The organism is Saccharospirillum sp., assembly GCF_039982735.1.
Classification (GTDB): domain Bacteria; phylum Pseudomonadota; class Gammaproteobacteria; order Pseudomonadales; family Natronospirillaceae; genus Saccharospirillum.
Genome location: NZ_JBDWXV010000022.1, coordinates 53,704 through 72,260, shown reverse-complemented (window position 1 = coordinate 72,260; position 18,557 = coordinate 53,704). Strand labels below are relative to the sequence as shown.

Sequence of the window (18,557 nt, the reverse complement as noted above, 5' to 3'; positions counted from 1 at the left end):
CTGATAAAAAGCTCAGGTAGGCGTCAGCCTACCCTGTTGTTGCAGATAAAACGCCACCAGTGCCAGATCGTCCGGGTGCGTTACCTTAATGTTATCGCCACTGCCACTGACCAGACCCACCGGGTCACCCAACCACTCCATCGCCGAGGCTTCATCGGTCAGGGGTACGGCATTGGCCAGGCCAAGAGACAAAGCGCGATACAAGCGCCCGTATCGAAAGCACTGGGGGGTCAGGGCGGCCCATAATTGTCGGCGGTCGACCGTTGACACCTGATCGCCCTGCTTGCGTTTTATGGTGTCTGTCAGTGGGCGCGCCAGCAAGGCGCCGCAGTCTTCAGACTGGCAAAGATCGAGCAACGCCAGAATATCTGCACGGCGAACGCATGGGCGTGCAATATCATGCACCATCACCCAGTCATCGTCCGCTGCACTCATGGCTGCCAGCCCGGCCAGAACCGAATCGGCGCGCTCTGCCCCTCCCTTTACACAGCTCAGGCCCGGATAGCGCGCCGCCAAAGCCCGCCCCCGGTCGTCATTACCAGACAAGACCAGTATGCGTTCGCCATGAAACGGCACATCCTTCCAGGCATCGAGCGTCCATTCCAGCAGCGTTTTGCCGGCCAGTTGGGTGTACTGCTTGGGATGTGGCTGGCCAAACCGCTGACCAACGCCAGCGGCAGGAAATATCAGGTGTACTCGGGGGGGATCAGTCAGGTTCATAACATCCAAATCAGCGGCCACACCGCTTTATTCGGCGGGTATGACGTAGAAAACCTCGCCCGGCCTGATCAGCCCGAGGTCACTTCGACCCAGTTCCTCGACCGCATCAAGCCCGGACTTCAGGTCGGCAACACGGGCACTCAACACCTCGTTGCGTGCCCGTCGCTCGGCATTAATGCTTTCCTGGGCGGCCACATCCGCTTCCAACCGACTCACATCGACCCAGCTGTTTTCGCCCAACCACCAGCGAAATTGCAACATCACCAGCAACACCAGCAAGCCTATTTGCAGCCAGCGCAGCGGGTTCTTGCGTTGCAATTGTGGCACAGCCGTGGCTTTCAACGGTCCGGTTCTCTCTGTTAGCCACTCAGCAGCGGCAGTGGGCAATGACCCCAGGGTTTCAGGGGAGGCACCTAATGGGCACCATTGTACAACTCTGGCGGCATTCTGACTCAAACAAAAAAGGGGGCCAAGCCCCCTTTTTGCATTTACCACTCAATTTCCGCCAAAACGGGCATTAAAACGGGCTCAGCCCTGGCCTTTGATCTCTTTCAGACCGTTATAGATGGCCTTGTCACCCAGTTCCTCTTCAATACGCAGCAACTGGTTGTACTTGGCAACACGGTCTGAACGGCACAATGAACCTGTCTTGATTTGACCAGCCGCGGTACCGACCGCCAGGTCGGCAATGGTGGCGTCTTCGGTTTCACCTGAGCGATGCGAGATTACCGCGGTGTAACCGGCATCTTTGGCCATCTTAATGGCGGCCAGCGTTTCGGTCAGTGAACCAATCTGGTTGAACTTGATCAGAATCGAGTTGGCGATTCCCTTGTCGATGCCTTCCTGCAGAATTTTGGTATTGGTCACGAACAGGTCGTCACCCACCAGCTGAATCTTGTCGCCCATCAGGCGGGTCTGATAGGCAAAACCGTCCCAGTCAGACTCGTCCAGACCATCTTCGATCGAGACGATGGGGTATTCGCGGGTCAATTGCTGCAGGTAGTTGGAGAACTCTTCAGAGGTGAAGACCTTGCCTTCGCCCTTGAGGTTGTACTGTCCGTTTTCATAAAACTCGGAGGCAGCGCAATCCATCGCCAGAGTGATGTCTTTACCCAACTGGTAGCCAGCCGCTTCAACCGCTTCTTTAATAGCCGCCAGCGCGGCTGCATTGCTTTCGAGGTTCGGTGCGAAGCCGCCTTCATCGCCTACAGCGGTATTCTGACCCTTGGCGCTCAGCACTTTTTTCAGGGCATGGAAGATTTCAGCACCCATGCGCAGTGCTTCGCTGAACGATTTCGCGCCCACCGGCTGCACCATGAATTCCTGAATGTCGACGTTGTTATCGGCATGCTCGCCGCCGTTGATGATGTTCATCATCGGTACTGGCAGGCTGTACTGGCCCGGTGTTCCGTTCAGGTCGGCGATGTGTACGTACAGTTCAACGCCTTTAGACAGTGCTGCCGCCTTAGCAGCAGCGAGAGAGACCGCCAGAATGGCGTTGGCGCCGAAGTTGGACTTATTCTCGGTACCGTCCAGCGTAATCATGGTGGCATCGAGACCAGATTGATTCAGGGCGTCAAAGCCGAGCAGCGCGTCGCGAATCGGGCCGTTAATGGCGGCCACCGCTTTCAGTACGCCCTTGCCCAGGTAACGGCTTTTATCACCATCACGAAGTTCCAACGCTTCGCGGGAACCGGTAGAGGCTCCAGAGGGAGCGCAGGCACGGCCACGAATGCCGCCTTCAACAATAACGTCTGCCTCAACGGTCGGATTACCGCGTGAATCGAGCACTTCGCGTGCTTTGATGTCTAGAATCTTGGCCATCTGTGACTCTCCTGATTGTTCAATAAGCCGTGTTGTGGCGCCCGAGCCTTAACTGCTGCAGAGTCACACCGGCTTTCAGCTGTGACCTTACCCAAGTCTCGACCGCTCAAAAATGTAGTTTTATTACAAAACGGACAGCGCCGGATTATAGGGGAAAACCCTCCAAATGCTACCCCTCACCACCCTGTATTACTTCGCCATAGCGCGCACGGCGCCAATGAAACCACTGAACAAACCGTGGCCATCACGGGGCGTAGAGGTAAATTCGGGGTGAAACTGGCAGGCTACAAACCAGGGATGATCGGGCACTTCAATGATTTCAACCAGGGCCCCGTCAACTGAACGACCGGCGATGATCAGACCCGATTTTTGTAAGTCTTCTACATAATGGTTATTCACTTCGTAGCGATGGCGGTGCCGTTCAACAATACGCGGCTTGCCATAGCAGGCTTCTGAACGGGAGCCTTCGGTTAGCATGCACTCCTGTCCGCCCAGCCGCATGGTGCCGCCAAGGTCGGTTTTGTCATCGCGTTCGACTTTCTTGCCGTCGGCTTCAATCCATTCGGTAATCAGACCGACCACAGGGTGGCGGGTCTGGCGATCAAATTCAGTGGAATGCGCCCCGTCGAATCCCGCGACGTTGCGGGCGTATTCGATAACGGCGACTTGCATGCCCAGGCAGATGCCAAGGTAAGGGATTTTGTTCTCACGGGCGTACTGCGCAGTGGCAATCTTGCCTTCCACGCCCCGGTAACCAAAGCCACCCGGCACCAGCAATCCCTGCACACCGGCCAGGCACTCGGTGCCTTGTTTCTCGACTTCTTCGGCGTCGATAAAGCGGATGTTGACCTTGGTCCGCGACCGGATGCCGGCGTGATCGATGGCTTCGATCAGCGATTTATAGGCATCCAGCAATTCCATGTACTTGCCGACCATGGCGATAGTGACTTCACCATCCGGGTTGAGTTTGCGATCGGTGACGTCTTCCCAGTCGGCTAAATCCGGCTGCGGGCACTCCAGACCGAATTTTTCAACGACAATATCGTCCAGTCCCGAACGGTGCAGCATACCGGGAATGCGGTAGATGGTATCGGCATCCGGCAGGGGGATAACGGCGCGCTCTTCGACGTTGGTAAACAGGGATATTTTGCGCAGTTCGCTCTTGCCAATCGGGCGTTCGGAGCGACACACCAGGATGTCGGGCTGCAGACCGATGGTGCGCAGCTCTTTTACCGAATGCTGAGTGGGTTTGGTTTTCACTTCACCGGCGGTGGCGATGTAAGGCACGAGCGTCAGGTGCATCGACAGTGCCCGGCGACTGCCCAGTTCAACCTTCAGCTGGCGCACGGCTTCAAGAAACGGCAGCGATTCGATATCGCCCACGGTGCCACCCACTTCCACCAGGGCGACATCGGCATCACCGGCGCCTTCAATAACGCGGCGTTTGATTTCATCGGTGATGTGCGGAATAACCTGAACGGTACCGCCGAGGTAATCGCCACGGCGCTCTTTACGCAGTACATCCTGATAGATTCGGCCGGTGGTGAAGTTGTTGCGCCGGGTCATGGTAGTGCGCACAAAGCGTTCGTAGTGGCCAAGGTCGAGGTCGGTTTCAGCGCCGTCTTCGGTCACGAAGACTTCACCGTGCTGAAACGGGCTCATGGTACCCGGGTCAACGTTGATGTAGGGATCCAGCTTGAGCATCGTCACCGACAGCCCCCGCGCCTGAAGGATGGCGCCCAGCGAGGCTGAAGCGATGCCCTTGCCAAGAGAAGACACCACACCGCCGGTGACAAAAATATAACGCGTCATAATAGATCCCATCCGATAGTCGCAAAGTTGGTCTGCCGCAAGCAACCCCCCAACACAACGCAAAAGCCCGCCCGATGGCATTTTGACTGGCCATAAGACGTGTTGCGGGTGTGGGAATTTGTGCGACTTAAGATGGGAGGCCAGATTAGCAAAAAAGCCTCACTGCCTCAATCTTTAATCGTCGCCATCGCTGTGTAGGGACAGTCCCGGCGGTTTGGATGATTGCCAGTCTACCACCCAGCCAGCCTCTCCGGACTCTGCCTGCCAGGCAAGGTCCACGGCCAGGTTGGCAACGGCAATGAGCTGGTCGCCGGAAAACAACAGCGGCACCCGGTCGCGCTGCCAGGGGGGCAGCCGGTATTCCTGCAACAGGCGTTTCAGATCCCGCCGCGCCGAGCGCCCGGCTGGCCACAATGATTCACCGCCCTGGCGTAATTGCCAGCGCCAGCTGGCCGGATCGCCCCGGATCCGTCCGGGTCCGTCTGCAGCGCGTCGTACTCGCAGCCAACCAACACCGGGCCAGTGCTGCCAATCTTCACTGACATCGCAGGGTGCGTCAGACGGCTCTACCCGGTTCGGAACCCAGTACAAGGCCGTTCGAAAACGCCGGACTGAGCCGTTGCCCAGAGCGACTTCAGGTTGGGCATCCACCCGGGCATTGACCACTTCGCTGACGATGCGTTGCAGTGCTGCTTCGCTGGGCGATCTTACATTCTGCCGGTACAGCCAACGGTGAATCAGTGCCTGCATCTGTTCCGCTGACCAGTCGTCCAGCTGCACGGCTTTCAGGGCGCCGTCATGGGCCAGGCGATGCTCAAGCTCAAGGTCAAGCTGGCGTTGCTGTTCACGGGCAGCCTGATCGAGGTGACCGAGTGACCTTGCCAGCGTCTGACGGTAATGGGGCCAGCGTGTGGCAATGAGCGGCAATACCTGCTGACGCAGAAAATTGCGATCAAACCTTACATCGCTGTTGCTGTCGTCGGTTATCCAGTGCAAGCCCAGCTGCCGGGCCCGGTTCTCGATGGTTTCCCGAGAGGTCGTCAGCAGGGGGCGCAAGATCAGCCTCTGTTGCCGATACGTTTGATCCGACATGGCCGACAGGCCAGTCAGACCACTGCCCCGCAGCAATCGCAGCATAAAGGTTTCGAGTTGATCATCGAGGTGATGCCCGAGCCAGAGGCTGCAGCCCCGGGGTACCCGCTCAAGAAAAATACGATAGCGCTCCTGCCGGGCTGCCGCTTCCAGACCCTCGCCACTGGCATTTACCGACACCGAATAGGCTTCAAAGCCACAACCAAGCTGAGCACATTGTTGTTGGCAATGTGCTTGCCAGTCATCGGCAAGGGTGCTAAGTCCGTGATTGATGTGCAAGGCAATGACGTCTCCGGGAGGAAGGCGCAGACAGAGTTCTTGCAAGACCAGATGCGAGTCTACACCGCCACTGTAGCCAACAAAGACCGGTCGTTCAGTACAGCCGGCCAACCAGGCATCGAACCGTTCGCCGGCGGTGTAGCCACTGCCAGTCATGCGATATCCGTGTCGGCCAGACCCCAGCGATAGCGCAATTTCTCGCGGTCTCCGCGACGCCACAGTTCGGTACCACGAGGCACCGACACCCGCTCAACGAAGCGGGCACCAATGCGTTCGCAGGTGCGCACAGAAGCGATGTTGTCGGGGTTGCAGGTTATCCAGAGTTCAGCCATGCCGTGATCGAGTGCTACCGTTCGAATCAGCTCGCAGGCCTTGGCGGCGTAATGATGCCCTCGGTAGGGGCGATCGATGCCGTACCCGATTTGCCCGGCGTAGGTTACCAGGGCGGGTGTGTCGCCCACACGCAGGTCAATCTGGCCAATCAGGGTGCCATCGTGTAGCACCACGTCAAACAGGTACGCGGGCGCCCCTTCGAGCGCGCGCGCACCCTCAAGATAACGGTTGAGCAACAGCGCAATGTCATCTGAGACCAGAGGGTCGTAGTGTCGAAACGCAAAGGAATAAGCCGCCGTCATCTGTTTCTGCCATGCTGGGATCTGTCATCCGGGCTTTGGCGACCGGAGCCGTTCCGATAATACGAATAGCGACCGGTAGCAGACCAAAGCTAAAACGGCGTCGCCCGACGCCGCCTTAGACAGCTTAGTTGCTTTGCAGGCCAGTTTCGAGTCAGGCCGTTTCGAGCCCGAACGACATCAGGCGCTTGTAACGGTTTTCCAGGAGGTCGTCCAGCGCAACACCGCGCAGCTTATCCAGCTGGCCGATGAGCGCGTGGCGCAGGTCGGCCGCCATGGCTTCGGGGTTGCGGTGCGCGCCGCCCAGAGGTTCTTTGATAACGGTATCCACCAAGCCCAGTTCACGCAATTTTGGCGCGGTAATGCCCATGGCTTCGGCCGCATCGGAGGCCCGCTCCGCCGTCTTCCACAAAATAGAGGCACAGCCTTCCGGGGAAATAACCGAATAGGTGCTGTATTGCAGCATGTTCAGGTGATCGCAAACCCCAATCGCCAGTGCCCCGCCGGAACCGCCCTCTCCAACAACCGTTGAAATGATCGGCGTTTTCAGGGACGACAGTTTTAACAGATTGTAGGCAATCGCCTCACTCTGACCACGCTCTTCAGCGCCAATACCGGGGTAGGCACCCGGGGTATCGATAAAGGTCAGGACCGGCATTTTGAAACGCTCCGCCATTTGCATCAGGCGCAGTGCCTTGCGATAGCCTTCAGGCTTGGGCATGCCGAAGTTGCGGCGTACCTTTTCTTTGACATCCCGGCCCTTCTGGTGGCCAACCACCAGCACCGGCTCTTCATTCAACCGGGCAACGCCGGATACGATGGCAGCATCGTCGCCGTAATGACGGTCGCCATGGAGCTCATCCCAGTCGGTAAAGACGTGATTGATGTAATCGAGCGTGTAAGGGCGCTTGGGATGACGCGCCAGCTGGGAAACCTGCCAGGAGGTGAGGTTGGAAAAGATCTGCTCGGTCAGCTTGATCGACTGGGCGTTCAGCTTTTCGATTTCGCCTGAAATGTTGAGATCATTGCGGTTGCCAACCAGTCGCAATTCTTCGATTTTGGCAATCAGGTCTGCAATGGGTTGTTCAAATTCCAAGTAATCTGGATTCATGCCGTTTCCCTAGTGTGCCGTCAATGGTGTACTGCGTGTCCGCCAAGCGCCAAGTAAAGCAGGCTGGGCAGCAACGTCAACCGTCTATCAGGGCTGACCTTGCCATTCAGGACCGCCATACACCCCAGGCGGTTCAATTCAATGTTGCAATCAGCCTAATGGGCCGACTGCCATTGAGCAAGCGTATCAAACCTCATTGAGCTTTGAACAAACGGAAACAATCAGCAGAGTTACCGCTTACTACCGGTTCAAGTTTCGAAGTATGCAACAAACTGAGTGTCAGGTGCCGGGGGTACCTGACACGGACTCATGGCACCAAAGGACTGCCAACCTCCCGAAATTGAGCCACAGATTTTTGTTCCACGCGACCGCTCGAATCAGTCCTGATAGCGAAACCGGTAGGCCGAATCATCAAAGGTCTGTCGAATGCGGTGCAATACCTCGTCTTCCAACGGAATCCGGTGGGCCGGGTTCAGCCGCACCTGGCCCTGGGCCACCCGGGATTCGTAACTGATCCAGACCGGTGTGCCCTGCCCGTCTTCCAGGTCGCTGCGTACCAGATCGTTCAACCGTTTGAGGAAATCCTGCGTTTGAGCTTCAGTGACCCGAAACTCAATGCCGCGAATCAGCTCCTGGCGTGCCTGGGCCAGGGTGTATATGTTTTGTGCGCGGATTCGGGCCCGTTCGGCGTAATCGTCCCAGCCAATCTCAGCTTCGACGAAGATCACCTGGTCCGGCTCCAGCAACGGTTTGAAACGCTGATAGTCTTCTCCGAACAGCGTCATTTCGATGCGTCCGGTCCGGTCGTCCAGCGAGACAATGGCCATGGTATCGCCGCGCTGGGTCTGGCGGGTGCGAACACCGAGCACCAGGCCAGCCAGGGTTTTCGTCTGCTTGCGCAAGCGACGCAGCTCTTCCGGCGGCATATCGAGCTCGCCAAGGCGCATTGAGGCGATCTTGTTGACTTCCGATTCGTATTCGTCGATCGGGTGGCCCGTCAGGTACAGGCCAAGCGTTTCTTTCTCGCCCATCAGACGCTCTTTCAACGAATGCTGCATCACCTGCTCATAGGGCGCATAGGGCGCTTTCTGGCTTTCCACCTGCAAGTCGTTGAACAAATCGATCATGCCAGCGGCCTGATTGCTGGCCGACTGCTCAGCCGTGCGTACCGCATCTTCCATGGCGGCCAGCAGCATGGCCCGGTGCGGGGCCAACCGGTCCAGTGCGCCGGCCTTGATCAGCGCTTCGATGCACCGCTTGTTTACCTTGCGACTGTCGACGCGCTCGCAGAAGTCGAACAGGTCGGTAAAGGGCCCGCCGTTTGACCGGGCGGCGACGATCGCCTCTACCGGGCCTTCGCCGACCCCCTTGATCGCCCCCAGGCCGTAGATGATCTGGTCGTTTTCGTTCACCGTGAACATGTAATCACCGGCGTTCACATCTGGCGGCAGCACGTCGATGCCCAGTTGCCGGCAGTCTTCGATGAAGATAACGACTTTGTCGGTGTTATCCAGTTCCGACGACATGGTCGCGGCCATAAAAGCGGCCGGGTAATGCGCCTTGAGCCAGAGCGTCTGATAAGACACCAACGCATAGGCAGCCGAATGCGATTTGTTGAAGCCGTAACCCGCAAACTTTTCCACCAGATCAAAAATCTTGGTCGCCAGCTCCGCATCGACACCTTTGGACGCTGCACCAGCGGCGAAGACTTCACGCTGCTTCGCCATCTCCTCTGGCTTTTTCTTGCCCATCGCCCGGCGCAGCAAGTCGGCGCCGCCGAGTGTATAGCCCGCCAGTTCCTGGGCGATCTGCATCACCTGCTCCTGATACAGGATGATGCCGTAGGTTGGCGCAAGAATCGGCTTCAGCCATTCGTGCTGATACTGCGGATCCGGGTAGGCCATTTCCTCGCGTTCGTGTTTCCGGTTGATGAAGTTATCCACCATGCCCGATTGCAGCGGGCCCGGCCGGAACAGGGCCACCAGGGCGATCATGTCTTCCAGACAGTCGGGCTTCAGCCGTTTAATCAGGTCTTTCATACCGCGCGATTCAAGCTGGAACACCGCCGTGGTGTGGGCTTTCTGCAACAACTGAAACGAGGGTTCGTCGTCGAGCGGAATATGCGCGATGTCGATGGCGGGCTGACCCTTGGCGGCCAGTCTGGGGTTAATGATTTTCAGCGCCCAGTCGATGATCGTCAGGGTGCGCAGCCCGAGAAAGTCGAACTTGACCAGGCCAGCGGATTCAACGTCGTTTTTATCGTACTGGGTAACCAGGCCGGTACCATCTTCTTCGCACAACAAAGGCGAGAAATCAGTCAGCTTGGTAGGCGCGATTACCACGCCCCCGGCGTGCTTGCCGGTCTGGCGGGTTATGCCCTCGAGCTTGAGCGCCATCTCCCAGATTTCCATGCCTTCTTCGTCATCAGCCAGAAACTCCTTGAGCTCGGCGACATCGTCTATGGCCTTGGTCAGCGTCATACCCGGGTCAGCGGGAATCAGCTTGGATATTCGGTCAGCCAGACCATAGGCCTTGCCCTGCACGCGGGCAACGTCGCGCACCACGGCCTTGGCAGCCAGGGTACCGAAAGTAACGATCTGGGACACCGCCTGGCGACCATACTGATCGGCCACATACTGAATAACGCGATCGCGCTTTTCCATGCAAAAGTCGACGTCGAAGTCGGGCATCGACACCCGCTCCGGGTTCAGGAAGCGTTCGAACAGCAGATCGTATTCCAGCGGGTCCAGGTCGGTAATATCGAGCGAATAGGCGACCAGTGAGCCGGCACCCGAACCCCGGCCCGGCCCAACCGGAATATCGTGCTCTTTGGCCCAGCGAATAAAGTCCATCACGATCAGAAAGTAACCGGGAAAGCCCATCTGAATGATGATATTCAGTTCGAATTCGAGCCGGGTGACGTAGTCGGCGTGCTTGCTGGCGTACTCAGGATCGTCCTTCTTCAGGCTGACCGACAGACGACGCTCCAGGCCTTCAAAACTCAGCTGGCGGAAGTACTCATCCATGGTCATGCCATCGGGGATGGGGTAATCCGGCAGGAAGTACTCGCCCAGTTTTACCGTTGTCGAACACCGCTCTGCAATCAGCAGGCTATTATCGATGGCTTCAGGCAGATCGGAGAAAAGCTCCGCCATCTCGTCAGCACTTTTCAGGTATTGCTGGTCGGAGTAACGGCGAGCCCGCTTGGGGTCGTCAACCGTCACACCGTCGTTGATACAGACCCGGGCTTCATGGGCGTCGAAGTCATCCTGAGTCAGAAACATGACGTCGTTGGTGGCCACCACGGCAATGTCGAGCTCGCGCGCCAGCAACAGACTGCCCTGCACGATGACTTCGTCCTGGTCACGCCCGGTGCGTTGCAGCTCCAGGTAATAGCGATCGCCAAAGATCGCCTGCCAGTGCCGGGCCAGTTCTCCCGCAACATCCGCCTTGCCACGGCTCAGCGCCTCACCGACGTCACCAAAGCGACCACCGCTGAGCAGGATCAGCCCCTCGTTTTTCGCCTTAATCCACTCCGCTTTAATCACAGCGCGGTCATGTACCTGGTGCGTCTGATACGCCTCGGAAATCAGCTCGGTCAGGTTGCGGTAACCCTGGGCGTTTTGTGACAGCACCGTCATCCGGAACGGCGCTGTCGCATCTGCCGGGTTCTCCACCCAAAGATCAGCCCCCAGTAAGGGCTTGATGCCCGCACCCAGTGCCGCATTGTAAAACTTGATCAGCCCGAAAAAGTTGGTGATGTCTGTGATCGCGACCGCCGGCATCCCCTGCTTGAGCGCCGCCTGCACCAACGCCTTGGGGCGAATCAGGCCGTCGACCAGTGAATATTCGGTATGAACTCTGAGATGTACAAATTGAGCGGACACGCTGGGCTTTCTCCTTCTTGACCGGCGACCATGGTACTACTTGAAGCGGCCGGTTGGCAGGTACTGATGAGGGGAATTGTGTATTCAGGTTTAACGGTTTGTGGTGAGTATGGCCTTAACTGGCGCATAGCTGCGCCGGTGCTCGGCTATGACGCCGTGTGCCTTCAAAGCCGCCAAATGAACCGGCGTCGGGTAGCCTTTATGGCGGGCGAAGCCATACTCTGGGTAGCGCTGGTCGAGCTCGACCATTTCGGCATCCCGCTGGACTTTGGCGAGAATGGACGCCGCGCCGATGGCAGGGATCAGGCTGTCGCCTTTCACAATGGCTTCCGCCGGGCAAGGCAGGCCTTTGGGCAGTTTGTTGCCATCGATCTGGCAAAACCCCGGAGCCACCGATAGACCCTCAACGGCCCTCCGCATGGCCAGCAGACTGGCCTGTAGAATATTCAGCTCGTCAATTTCCGCGACACTGGCGCGGGCGATACACCAGCTCAGTGCCCGGGCTTTGATTTCCTCACTGAGCTGTTCCCGGCGCTTTGCGGTAAGCGCTTTGGAGTCGGTGAGACCTGCAATGGGGTGTTTCGGGTCCAGTATGACGGCGGCGGCTACGACGTCGCCTGCCAGCGGCCCGCGTCCGACTTCATCGACGCCCGCCACAAGGTCGGCAGCACCCTGAAAGACCAGACCTTGCTGGGTCATTGGGGTGAGAACCCGGCAACGCTCAGCACCGCTTCGGCGGCCTGCGAATCGGCGCCTCGCGCCAATTGACGGTGCAGGAAACGAGAGCGCTGTTCAAACTGATCGCGGTAATCGGTGTCAGTGAGAATTTTAACAAGATCGGTCGCCAGGCGTTCAGGCGTCGCGTCATCCTGCAGTCGCTCCGGCACCCAGTCGCTCTGGGTCAATACGTTGGGCAATGAGACCCAGCGTGTGGTCGCCATCGCCCGCATTATCCGGAACGTAAGCGCCGTTAACCGGTAGGAAACCACCATGGGGCGCTTCAACAGCATGGCTTCCAGTGCCGCCGTACCGGAGGCCAGCAAGACGCCGTCGCTGGCAATCATGACATCGGTCGACTGACCCGCATAGAGTTGGATGTGCAGCCCATTGCCGTGCTGACGCACGGCTGCTTCAATCTGCTCGCGGCGAAATTCATTGGCCGCCGGTATAAGCACCGTGAGCGGTCCCAGCGTTTTCTGGGCCAGAGTAGCCGCTTGCAGAAACAGCGGCGCCAAGCGCCCAACCTCACTGCCCCGACTGCCTGGCAAAACCGCCAGACACAGGCCTTGCTCCGGTACGCCCAGACGTTGCCTCGCTGCCGACCGGTCTGGTTCCATCGGCAACTGGTCAGCCAGGGTATGGCCAACAAAGGTAACCGGCACCTGATGCTCGCGGTAAAAATCGGCTTCAAAGGGCAGCAAGGTCAGCATGTGATCAACACTGCGGCGGATTTTCTTGATACGGCCCCGCCGCCAGGCCCAGACTGAGGGCGAGACGTAATGCACGGCCTTGATGCCGGCATCGCGCAACTGGCGCTCCAGGCCCAGGTTAAAATCGGGAGCATCGATGCCGACGAATACATCCGGCTGCCAGTGGATGCACCAGTCCCGGTAAGCGGCCCGAATGCGGAACAATTCGCGCAGCCGCCCTACGACTTCAGTCAGCCCCATTACCGACAGCCGTTCCATCGAAACGCGGCTGTCCAGCCCTTCGGCAATCATGCGTTCACCGCCAATACCCCCAAATTCAATATTGGGGTGGCGTGCGCGTAACGCGCGCATCAGACCGGCACCAAGAATGTCGCCGCTGGCTTCACCGGCCAGCACGGCCACGCGCAAGGGTCGGGACATCAGCGCACAATACCCCGGTTAGCGGTTTCAATGCTGCGCACAAACAAGGCCACTTCCGGAAACTGCTCGGCAATCGGAGCCAGCTCAGCCAGTGCAGCCTTGGTGGTTTTGCTCTGGCGATAAACCGTTTTGTAAGCATTGCGCAGCGCCTTGATCGACTCCGCAGAAAAGCCACGCCGGCGCAGGCCTTCGGTGTTCATTCCATGGGGTGCAGCCGGATAACCTTGCACGGTCACAAAAGCGGGCACGTCTTTCAGAACCGTGGAACCAGCACCAATAAACGTATGTTCACCGATAGAGACAAACTGATGAACACCGGAGTGTCCACCGACGATCGCGTAATCACCGACCTTTACGTGGCCCGCCAATCCTGCAGAGTTGGCGAGAATCACATGATCTCCGACAACCACGTCGTGGGCGACATGTGTATAAGCCATCAACAGGCAATGGTTTCCTACCCGGGTCTCTCCCTTATCCTGAATGGTGCCGCGATGCAGAGTGGCACCTTCACGAATGGTGTTGTGATCACCGATGATCAGCCGCGTAGGCTCACCCTTGTACTTAAGGTCCTGGCACGCTTCACCAACGCTGGCAAACTGGTAAATCTTATTGTGCCGTCCAATGGTTGTTGGTCCGTTGATGACCACATGCGGCCCGATCCAGCAGCCTTCGCCAATTTCAACATCCGGACCAATAACGGTGAATGGACCAATACTGGCCCCATCGGCAATACGTGCTGTTTGATCGACCAGTGCAGTAGGGTGAATCACGAGGTTGACTTCCGCTCAGCGCACACAATATCGGCAGTGGCCGCTAACTGGCCGTCCACTTCCGCCCGGCAGTTGAATTTAAAAATACCCCGGCGTTCAGACACCAGCGTACTGAACAGATCCAGCCGGTCACCGGGCACGACCTGCCGCTTGAATTTAACGTTATCGAGCCCGGCAAACAAATACAGATAGCCTTCGCTTGGGCGGTTGCCTGATGTCGCAAAACCCAGAATAGCCGAAACCTGAGCCATGGCCTCACACATCAGCACACCGGGAAAGATGGATTGACCCGGGAAGTGCCCGTTGAATAGCTCTTCATTGCCCGTGACATTCTTGAACCCGGCAATAGCTTCACCCGGGGTCAGTTCGGTAATACGGTCAACCAGCAAAAATGGATACCGGTGCGGCAACAATTGCTTGATGGCTTCATGATCCAGGGGCAGTTCAATGCTCATTCCGAGTCCTCAGATTCCGGAGCGGCGGGACGCATTGCCAGCGCCTTCTCCAATGACTTCAATCGCTGTTCATACTGGTCTAACTGGCGCAAGCGTGCAACGGTACGACGCCATTCCCGACTGGGCTGTGCCGGCCAGCCCGAGGAATAGAGTCCAGCGTCTGAGATGCTTTTAGTCACCATGGTCTGGCCGGTAAAATGGGTGCCGGCAGCAATATCAATATGGCCGGCAAACCCGGCCTGTCCCCCTACAGTGCAGCCGGCGCCCAGGGTGGTACTGCCAGCGATACCGACCTGCCCGGCCAGTGCCGTGGCTTTTCCGATCACAACATTGTGTGCAACTTGAACCAGATTATCGATGATGACATCGTCTTCAATGCAGGTATCTTCGATGGCCCCGCGGTCGATGCTCACATTGGCACCGATATCGACCCGGTTGCCGATACGGACAGTGCCCAGCTGGGCAATACGCTGCCATTGCCCCTGATCCGGTGCAAACCCGAACCCATCGGAGCCGATTACCGTTCCCGGCTGCACCCGACAATCGTCGCCCATCACCACCCCGTGGCAAAGCGTTACGTTCGCCATGATAAGGGTGTTCCGCCCAACCCGTGCACCGGCATCGAGTACCGCCCCAGCACCGATCTGACTGCCCTCGCCAATGCTCACGCCAGAGCCGATGACCGCTCCGGGGCCAATGGTCACTCCCACGCCGATCACTGCATCTTCGGCCACCACGGCACTGAGGTCAATGTGGCCGGTTGGTGCTGGCTCACGGCTGAAGTGGTGGGATATACGGGCATAGCTCAAGTAGGGGTCCGCCACCAGAATCAGGGCGGCAACACCCGGAGCCTGGTCGGCCATATCCGGTTTCAGGACGATGGCCGTGGCCTGGCTGTCTGGCAGGTCTGCCAGATACTGTCGGGATGCCAGGAACGTCAGGCTCCCGGACTGGGCCTTATCCAGAGCAGACACCCGCTCCAGAGGCATATCCCAGGCCTGTTCATTACCGCCCAGCTGCGCATCGAGCTGTTCGGCCAACTGTCGGGCTGTGATCATCCGTCTGACTCGTCAGCTTATTGTTGCGCCTGGTACAGCGCATTGAATTCTTCCAGTACCGCTTCGGTAATATCCAGTGAATTACGATGGTAGACCACGGCGCCCTTGTCCAGGATCACATCATATTCCTGGCCGTCGACGGCCGTTTCTATAGCTTGCGCCATCATCGGCTGGTACCGCTCGATAAAGGCATTGCGGCGCTCGCCCTGCACTTGCTGCAGCTGTCGCACCAGTTGGTCGCGCTGGCGTGCTCGCTGTTGAAGTTCACTTTCAAGTTCCGACAACTCATCTTCGGTCATGATGTCAGCATCGGTCCGGGCCCGGCTCTGCAATTGCTGGATCGCCTGCCCCAGCGTTTGCACTTGCTGTTCTTCCTGTTCAAACTCGCGTTTCAGTTCGGCGGTGGCATCCTGGGCTGCATCGCTATTGAACAACACATAGTTCTGATCCAGCAATGCCACTTCCGTCGCCTGAACAGAAGCGGTCATGCCAATGGCAACCAGTGCGAAGGCTATTCGGCTCAGCCAGCCAGATTCCCGTGACCGGCCAGTCGCGTTGGTCGGGGCAATGCGTTGTGCTGAAGTCTTCATGCTTTCTCCTTCGGTTCGAGTGATGCTGTACCTGCCTGCCACGTGCCAGACAGGTCATTCTAATGTGTACGGCCAAGCCTGAGTAGTGGGCCCAACCGCTTGCCTTTTCAACCAGCCCGACCTCAGTATCCGATACCAATTGTAAAGGCGAAGTTCTTTTCCAGATCCCCATCGCGTGCATTCAGAGGCCAGGCATAACTGAAGCTCAACGGCGCGATCGGCGTAATCCAGGTGATATCAACACCCGCGGCGTAACGCAGGTCGGACAGATCCACACCATTGGTGCAGTTTGCATTGCCGGCGCGACAGTCATCGGAATAGACATTGCCACCGTCAATAAACAACGACGCTCTGAAGGCATCCTGGTTCTGTACAAACGGCATGGGTATCAGCAATTCGGCGCCGTATTCGATCTTTATGTTTCCACCGATGGGCGATGGGTCGTCCAGCGGATCATTATTGCCATCCAGATTGGGGGTGCTCAGCGGCCCCAGCGACCCATACTGATAGCCGCGTACCGATCGGACACCTCCGGAATAAAAGTGCTTGTAAAAGGGCAATCGGTCCGCATCGCCGTAACCGCTGCCGTAGCCAACGTCCGAGTGTAGACGAATACTGTACTGATCGTTGACCGGGAAGTACTGTTCCGCACTGCCCGTCAAACGGTAATAGGTCAGATCACCCAATGGCGTGGCTACTTCACCCGACAAAGTCAGTTGGCGACCCCGGTTAGCCTTGAAGGTGCCGTTCAGGCTGTTGAGGTTCCAGGTCAGACGGGTGTCGATGATTTCATAGTCACTGCCGTTGCTGTCCCGGAAATCCGTCATTTCCTGAGGAGCGCTATCACTGAGAAACAACTCATCCTGACTGTAGCCAACACCGTAAGTGATACGCTGGTTTTCAGACAGCGGGTAGCCCAATCGCAACCGGCCACCGGCGGTATTGGTCGCATAGGTCCTGAAGGTTTGCTCACTGAAGTCGGTACGGCGGTAATACAGATCGATACCGCGACTGACCCCGTAAATCGTGAAGTACGGGTCTTCGAACGAGAGGTTATAATTCTGCTCGGCGTTGTTCACCGTTACCGAGGCTGAAAAGTCGTAGCCTTTGCCCTGAAAGTTCTTTTGCTCAACCTTGGCTTCGGTAAAAAAGCCGCTCTGATCCGAGTAACCAATAGAACCGGTTATCTGGCTATTGGTGGTTTCTTCAACGGTCACGATCAGGTCTACCAGGTCATCCCGGCCTTCGATGCGCTGGGTCCGGATATCGACCTGACTGAAATAACCCAGGCGTTCGAGGCGCTGGCGCGACCGCCGAATATTGCTGTTTATGACCAGTGCGCGTTCCAGTTGGCGCATTTCACGGCGGATGACTTCGTCATTGGTTTCCGAGTTGCCTCGAATCTCAATTCGATTCACATACACCGGTTTACCCGGAATGACGCTGAGCGTGATATCCACCGTTCGGGCTTCACGGTCGGGATCGAGTTCGCTATTGACCTCGGCGAAGGCATAGCCCTTGTCACCGAGCACGTCGTTCATTCGCGACGACAGATCGCTGATCTCAACGCGGGAATAGACGTCCCCCTCACGGACATCGATCAGGGCTTCAAGCTCATCGCCCAGATCAACCAGATCGCCGGTCAGTGACAGCCCCGACACCTGGTAGGGTTCACCTTCAAAGACGTTGAGAACCAGGGTGATGTCGGCTTTGTTGTCGGAGATTGAAACCTGATGAGACTCCAGCCGGAAATCCAGGTACCCCCGATCAAGATAATAATCTTCCAGGCGCGCCAGATCGCCCGTCAACTGAGCCTGACCAAAACGATTACGGCGAGCAATAAACTGAAACGGGTATCGCTTACTGGTTTCACGCAGGCGCAGTGCGGCCTGCAACTCGTCGTCGGTGAAAACTGAGTTGCCGGTAATTTCAATATGGTTGATCTTCGCCACCGGCCCTTCGCTGATGACCAGCTCAACGTCGACACGGTTTAGTGACAGCGGCGTCACCTCAGGCACTACCGTGGCGTTGTAACGGCCCTGAATGCTGTACTGACGCTCCAACTCCAGCTCAATGCCCTCAAGCAATGACTGGTTGAAAATCTCACCTTCTTCCAATCCGACGTTCGACATGACGCGCTCCAGCGTCTCAGTCGGAATCACCTTGTTGCCAGAAAAATCGACACTGTTGATCGCCGGACGTTCGGTCACTTCAAAAACCAGGATGCCGCCATCGCGCAGCACCTGCACATCACTGAAATAGCCGGTACTGTATACCGCACGTAACCAGTCGTCGGCAGCGTCGGAATCAACCTGATCGCCTTCCTGAATGGGTAGCGCCTGCAATACCGACCCCAGCGATACCCGCTGCAGGCCGTTGACGGTCAGGGCATCAACCCGAAACGGTTCCGCCATGGCACTTGCACTGAACATCAGCGTCAGGGCTGCCGCGACAACAAATCTCATAGTTACTCCTGT

At 57.6% G+C, this 18,557-nt stretch carries 15 protein-coding genes; all 15 read right to left on the bottom strand.

Annotated features, from left to right (window positions below; translation table 11 throughout):
- Positions 1–12: 12 nt before the first annotated feature.
- The 15 genes from ispD to bamA all read right to left on the bottom strand — a co-directional run bounded on the left by ispD (position 13) and on the right by bamA (position 18,545).
- Positions 13–720 carry a 2-C-methyl-D-erythritol 4-phosphate cytidylyltransferase gene (gene ispD, locus ABJT94_RS18760; RefSeq protein ID WP_348477881.1) on the bottom strand — a complete coding sequence of 236 codons (708 nt, stop codon included), beginning with the start codon at positions 718–720 and terminating at the stop codon, positions 13–15.
- A 27-nt stretch (positions 721–747) separates the two neighbouring features.
- Positions 748–1,062, bottom strand: a complete 315-nt coding sequence (locus ABJT94_RS18755) for a septum formation initiator family protein (protein ID WP_246026187.1) — start codon at positions 1,060–1,062, stop codon at positions 748–750.
- A 186-nt stretch (positions 1,063–1,248) separates the two neighbouring features.
- Entirely contained in the window at positions 1,249–2,544 is a 1,296-nt protein-coding gene (eno, locus tag ABJT94_RS18750; protein ID WP_348477880.1) for a phosphopyruvate hydratase, read from the bottom strand.
- A gap of 189 nt (positions 2,545–2,733) precedes the next feature.
- Positions 2,734–4,356 (bottom strand): CTP synthase, encoded by a 1,623-nt coding sequence (locus ABJT94_RS18745; RefSeq protein ID WP_348477879.1) that lies wholly within the window; start codon positions 4,354–4,356, stop codon positions 2,734–2,736.
- A 174-nt stretch (positions 4,357–4,530) separates the two neighbouring features.
- The gene (gene tilS, locus ABJT94_RS18740; protein WP_348477878.1) at positions 4,531–5,883 is read right to left on the bottom strand and encodes a tRNA lysidine(34) synthetase TilS; all 1,353 of its coding nucleotides are present in this window, start codon (positions 5,881–5,883) and stop codon (positions 4,531–4,533) included.
- Positions 5,880–6,362 (bottom strand): GNAT family N-acetyltransferase, encoded by a 483-nt coding sequence (locus ABJT94_RS18735; RefSeq protein WP_348477877.1) that lies wholly within the window; start codon positions 6,360–6,362, stop codon positions 5,880–5,882. Before ABJT94_RS18735 ends, tilS begins: the two co-directional genes overlap by 4 nt.
- A gap of 151 nt (positions 6,363–6,513) precedes the next feature.
- Positions 6,514–7,470, bottom strand: a complete 957-nt coding sequence (accA, locus tag ABJT94_RS18730; RefSeq protein WP_348477876.1) for an acetyl-CoA carboxylase carboxyl transferase subunit alpha — start codon at positions 7,468–7,470, stop codon at positions 6,514–6,516.
- Positions 7,471–7,847: 377 nt separating this feature from the next.
- On the bottom strand, positions 7,848–11,357 hold the full coding sequence (gene dnaE, locus ABJT94_RS18725) for a DNA polymerase III subunit alpha (protein WP_348477875.1): 3,510 nt from the start codon (positions 11,355–11,357) through the stop codon (positions 7,848–7,850).
- Positions 11,358–11,447: 90 nt separating this feature from the next.
- A complete protein-coding gene (gene rnhB / locus ABJT94_RS18720) occupies positions 11,448–12,056 on the bottom strand; it encodes a ribonuclease HII (RefSeq protein ID WP_348477874.1) in 609 nt (202 codons plus the stop codon).
- A complete protein-coding gene (gene lpxB / locus ABJT94_RS18715) occupies positions 12,053–13,207 on the bottom strand; it encodes a lipid-A-disaccharide synthase (RefSeq protein WP_348477873.1) in 1,155 nt (384 codons plus the stop codon). The genes rnhB and lpxB overlap by 4 nt, the downstream gene beginning before the upstream one ends.
- Positions 13,207–13,977 (bottom strand): acyl-ACP--UDP-N-acetylglucosamine O-acyltransferase, encoded by a 771-nt coding sequence (gene lpxA, locus ABJT94_RS18710; protein WP_348477872.1) that lies wholly within the window; start codon positions 13,975–13,977, stop codon positions 13,207–13,209. The genes lpxB and lpxA overlap by 1 nt, the downstream gene beginning before the upstream one ends.
- Positions 13,974–14,432: a 3-hydroxyacyl-ACP dehydratase FabZ gene (gene fabZ, locus ABJT94_RS18705; protein WP_348477871.1), complete on the bottom strand. Its 459-nt coding sequence runs from the start codon at positions 14,430–14,432 to the stop codon at positions 13,974–13,976. Before fabZ ends, lpxA begins: the two co-directional genes overlap by 4 nt.
- Positions 14,429–15,490, bottom strand: coding sequence for a UDP-3-O-(3-hydroxymyristoyl)glucosamine N-acyltransferase (gene lpxD / locus ABJT94_RS18700; protein WP_348477870.1), 1,062 nt, complete (start codon positions 15,488–15,490; stop codon positions 14,429–14,431). Before lpxD ends, fabZ begins: the two co-directional genes overlap by 4 nt.
- A gap of 17 nt (positions 15,491–15,507) precedes the next feature.
- Positions 15,508–16,080, bottom strand: a complete 573-nt coding sequence (locus tag ABJT94_RS18695; protein WP_348477869.1) for an OmpH family outer membrane protein — start codon at positions 16,078–16,080, stop codon at positions 15,508–15,510.
- 122 nt (positions 16,081–16,202) lie between these two features.
- Positions 16,203–18,545 (bottom strand): outer membrane protein assembly factor BamA, encoded by a 2,343-nt coding sequence (gene bamA, locus ABJT94_RS18690; RefSeq protein WP_348477868.1) that lies wholly within the window; start codon positions 18,543–18,545, stop codon positions 16,203–16,205.
- Positions 18,546–18,557 lie beyond the last annotated feature (12 nt).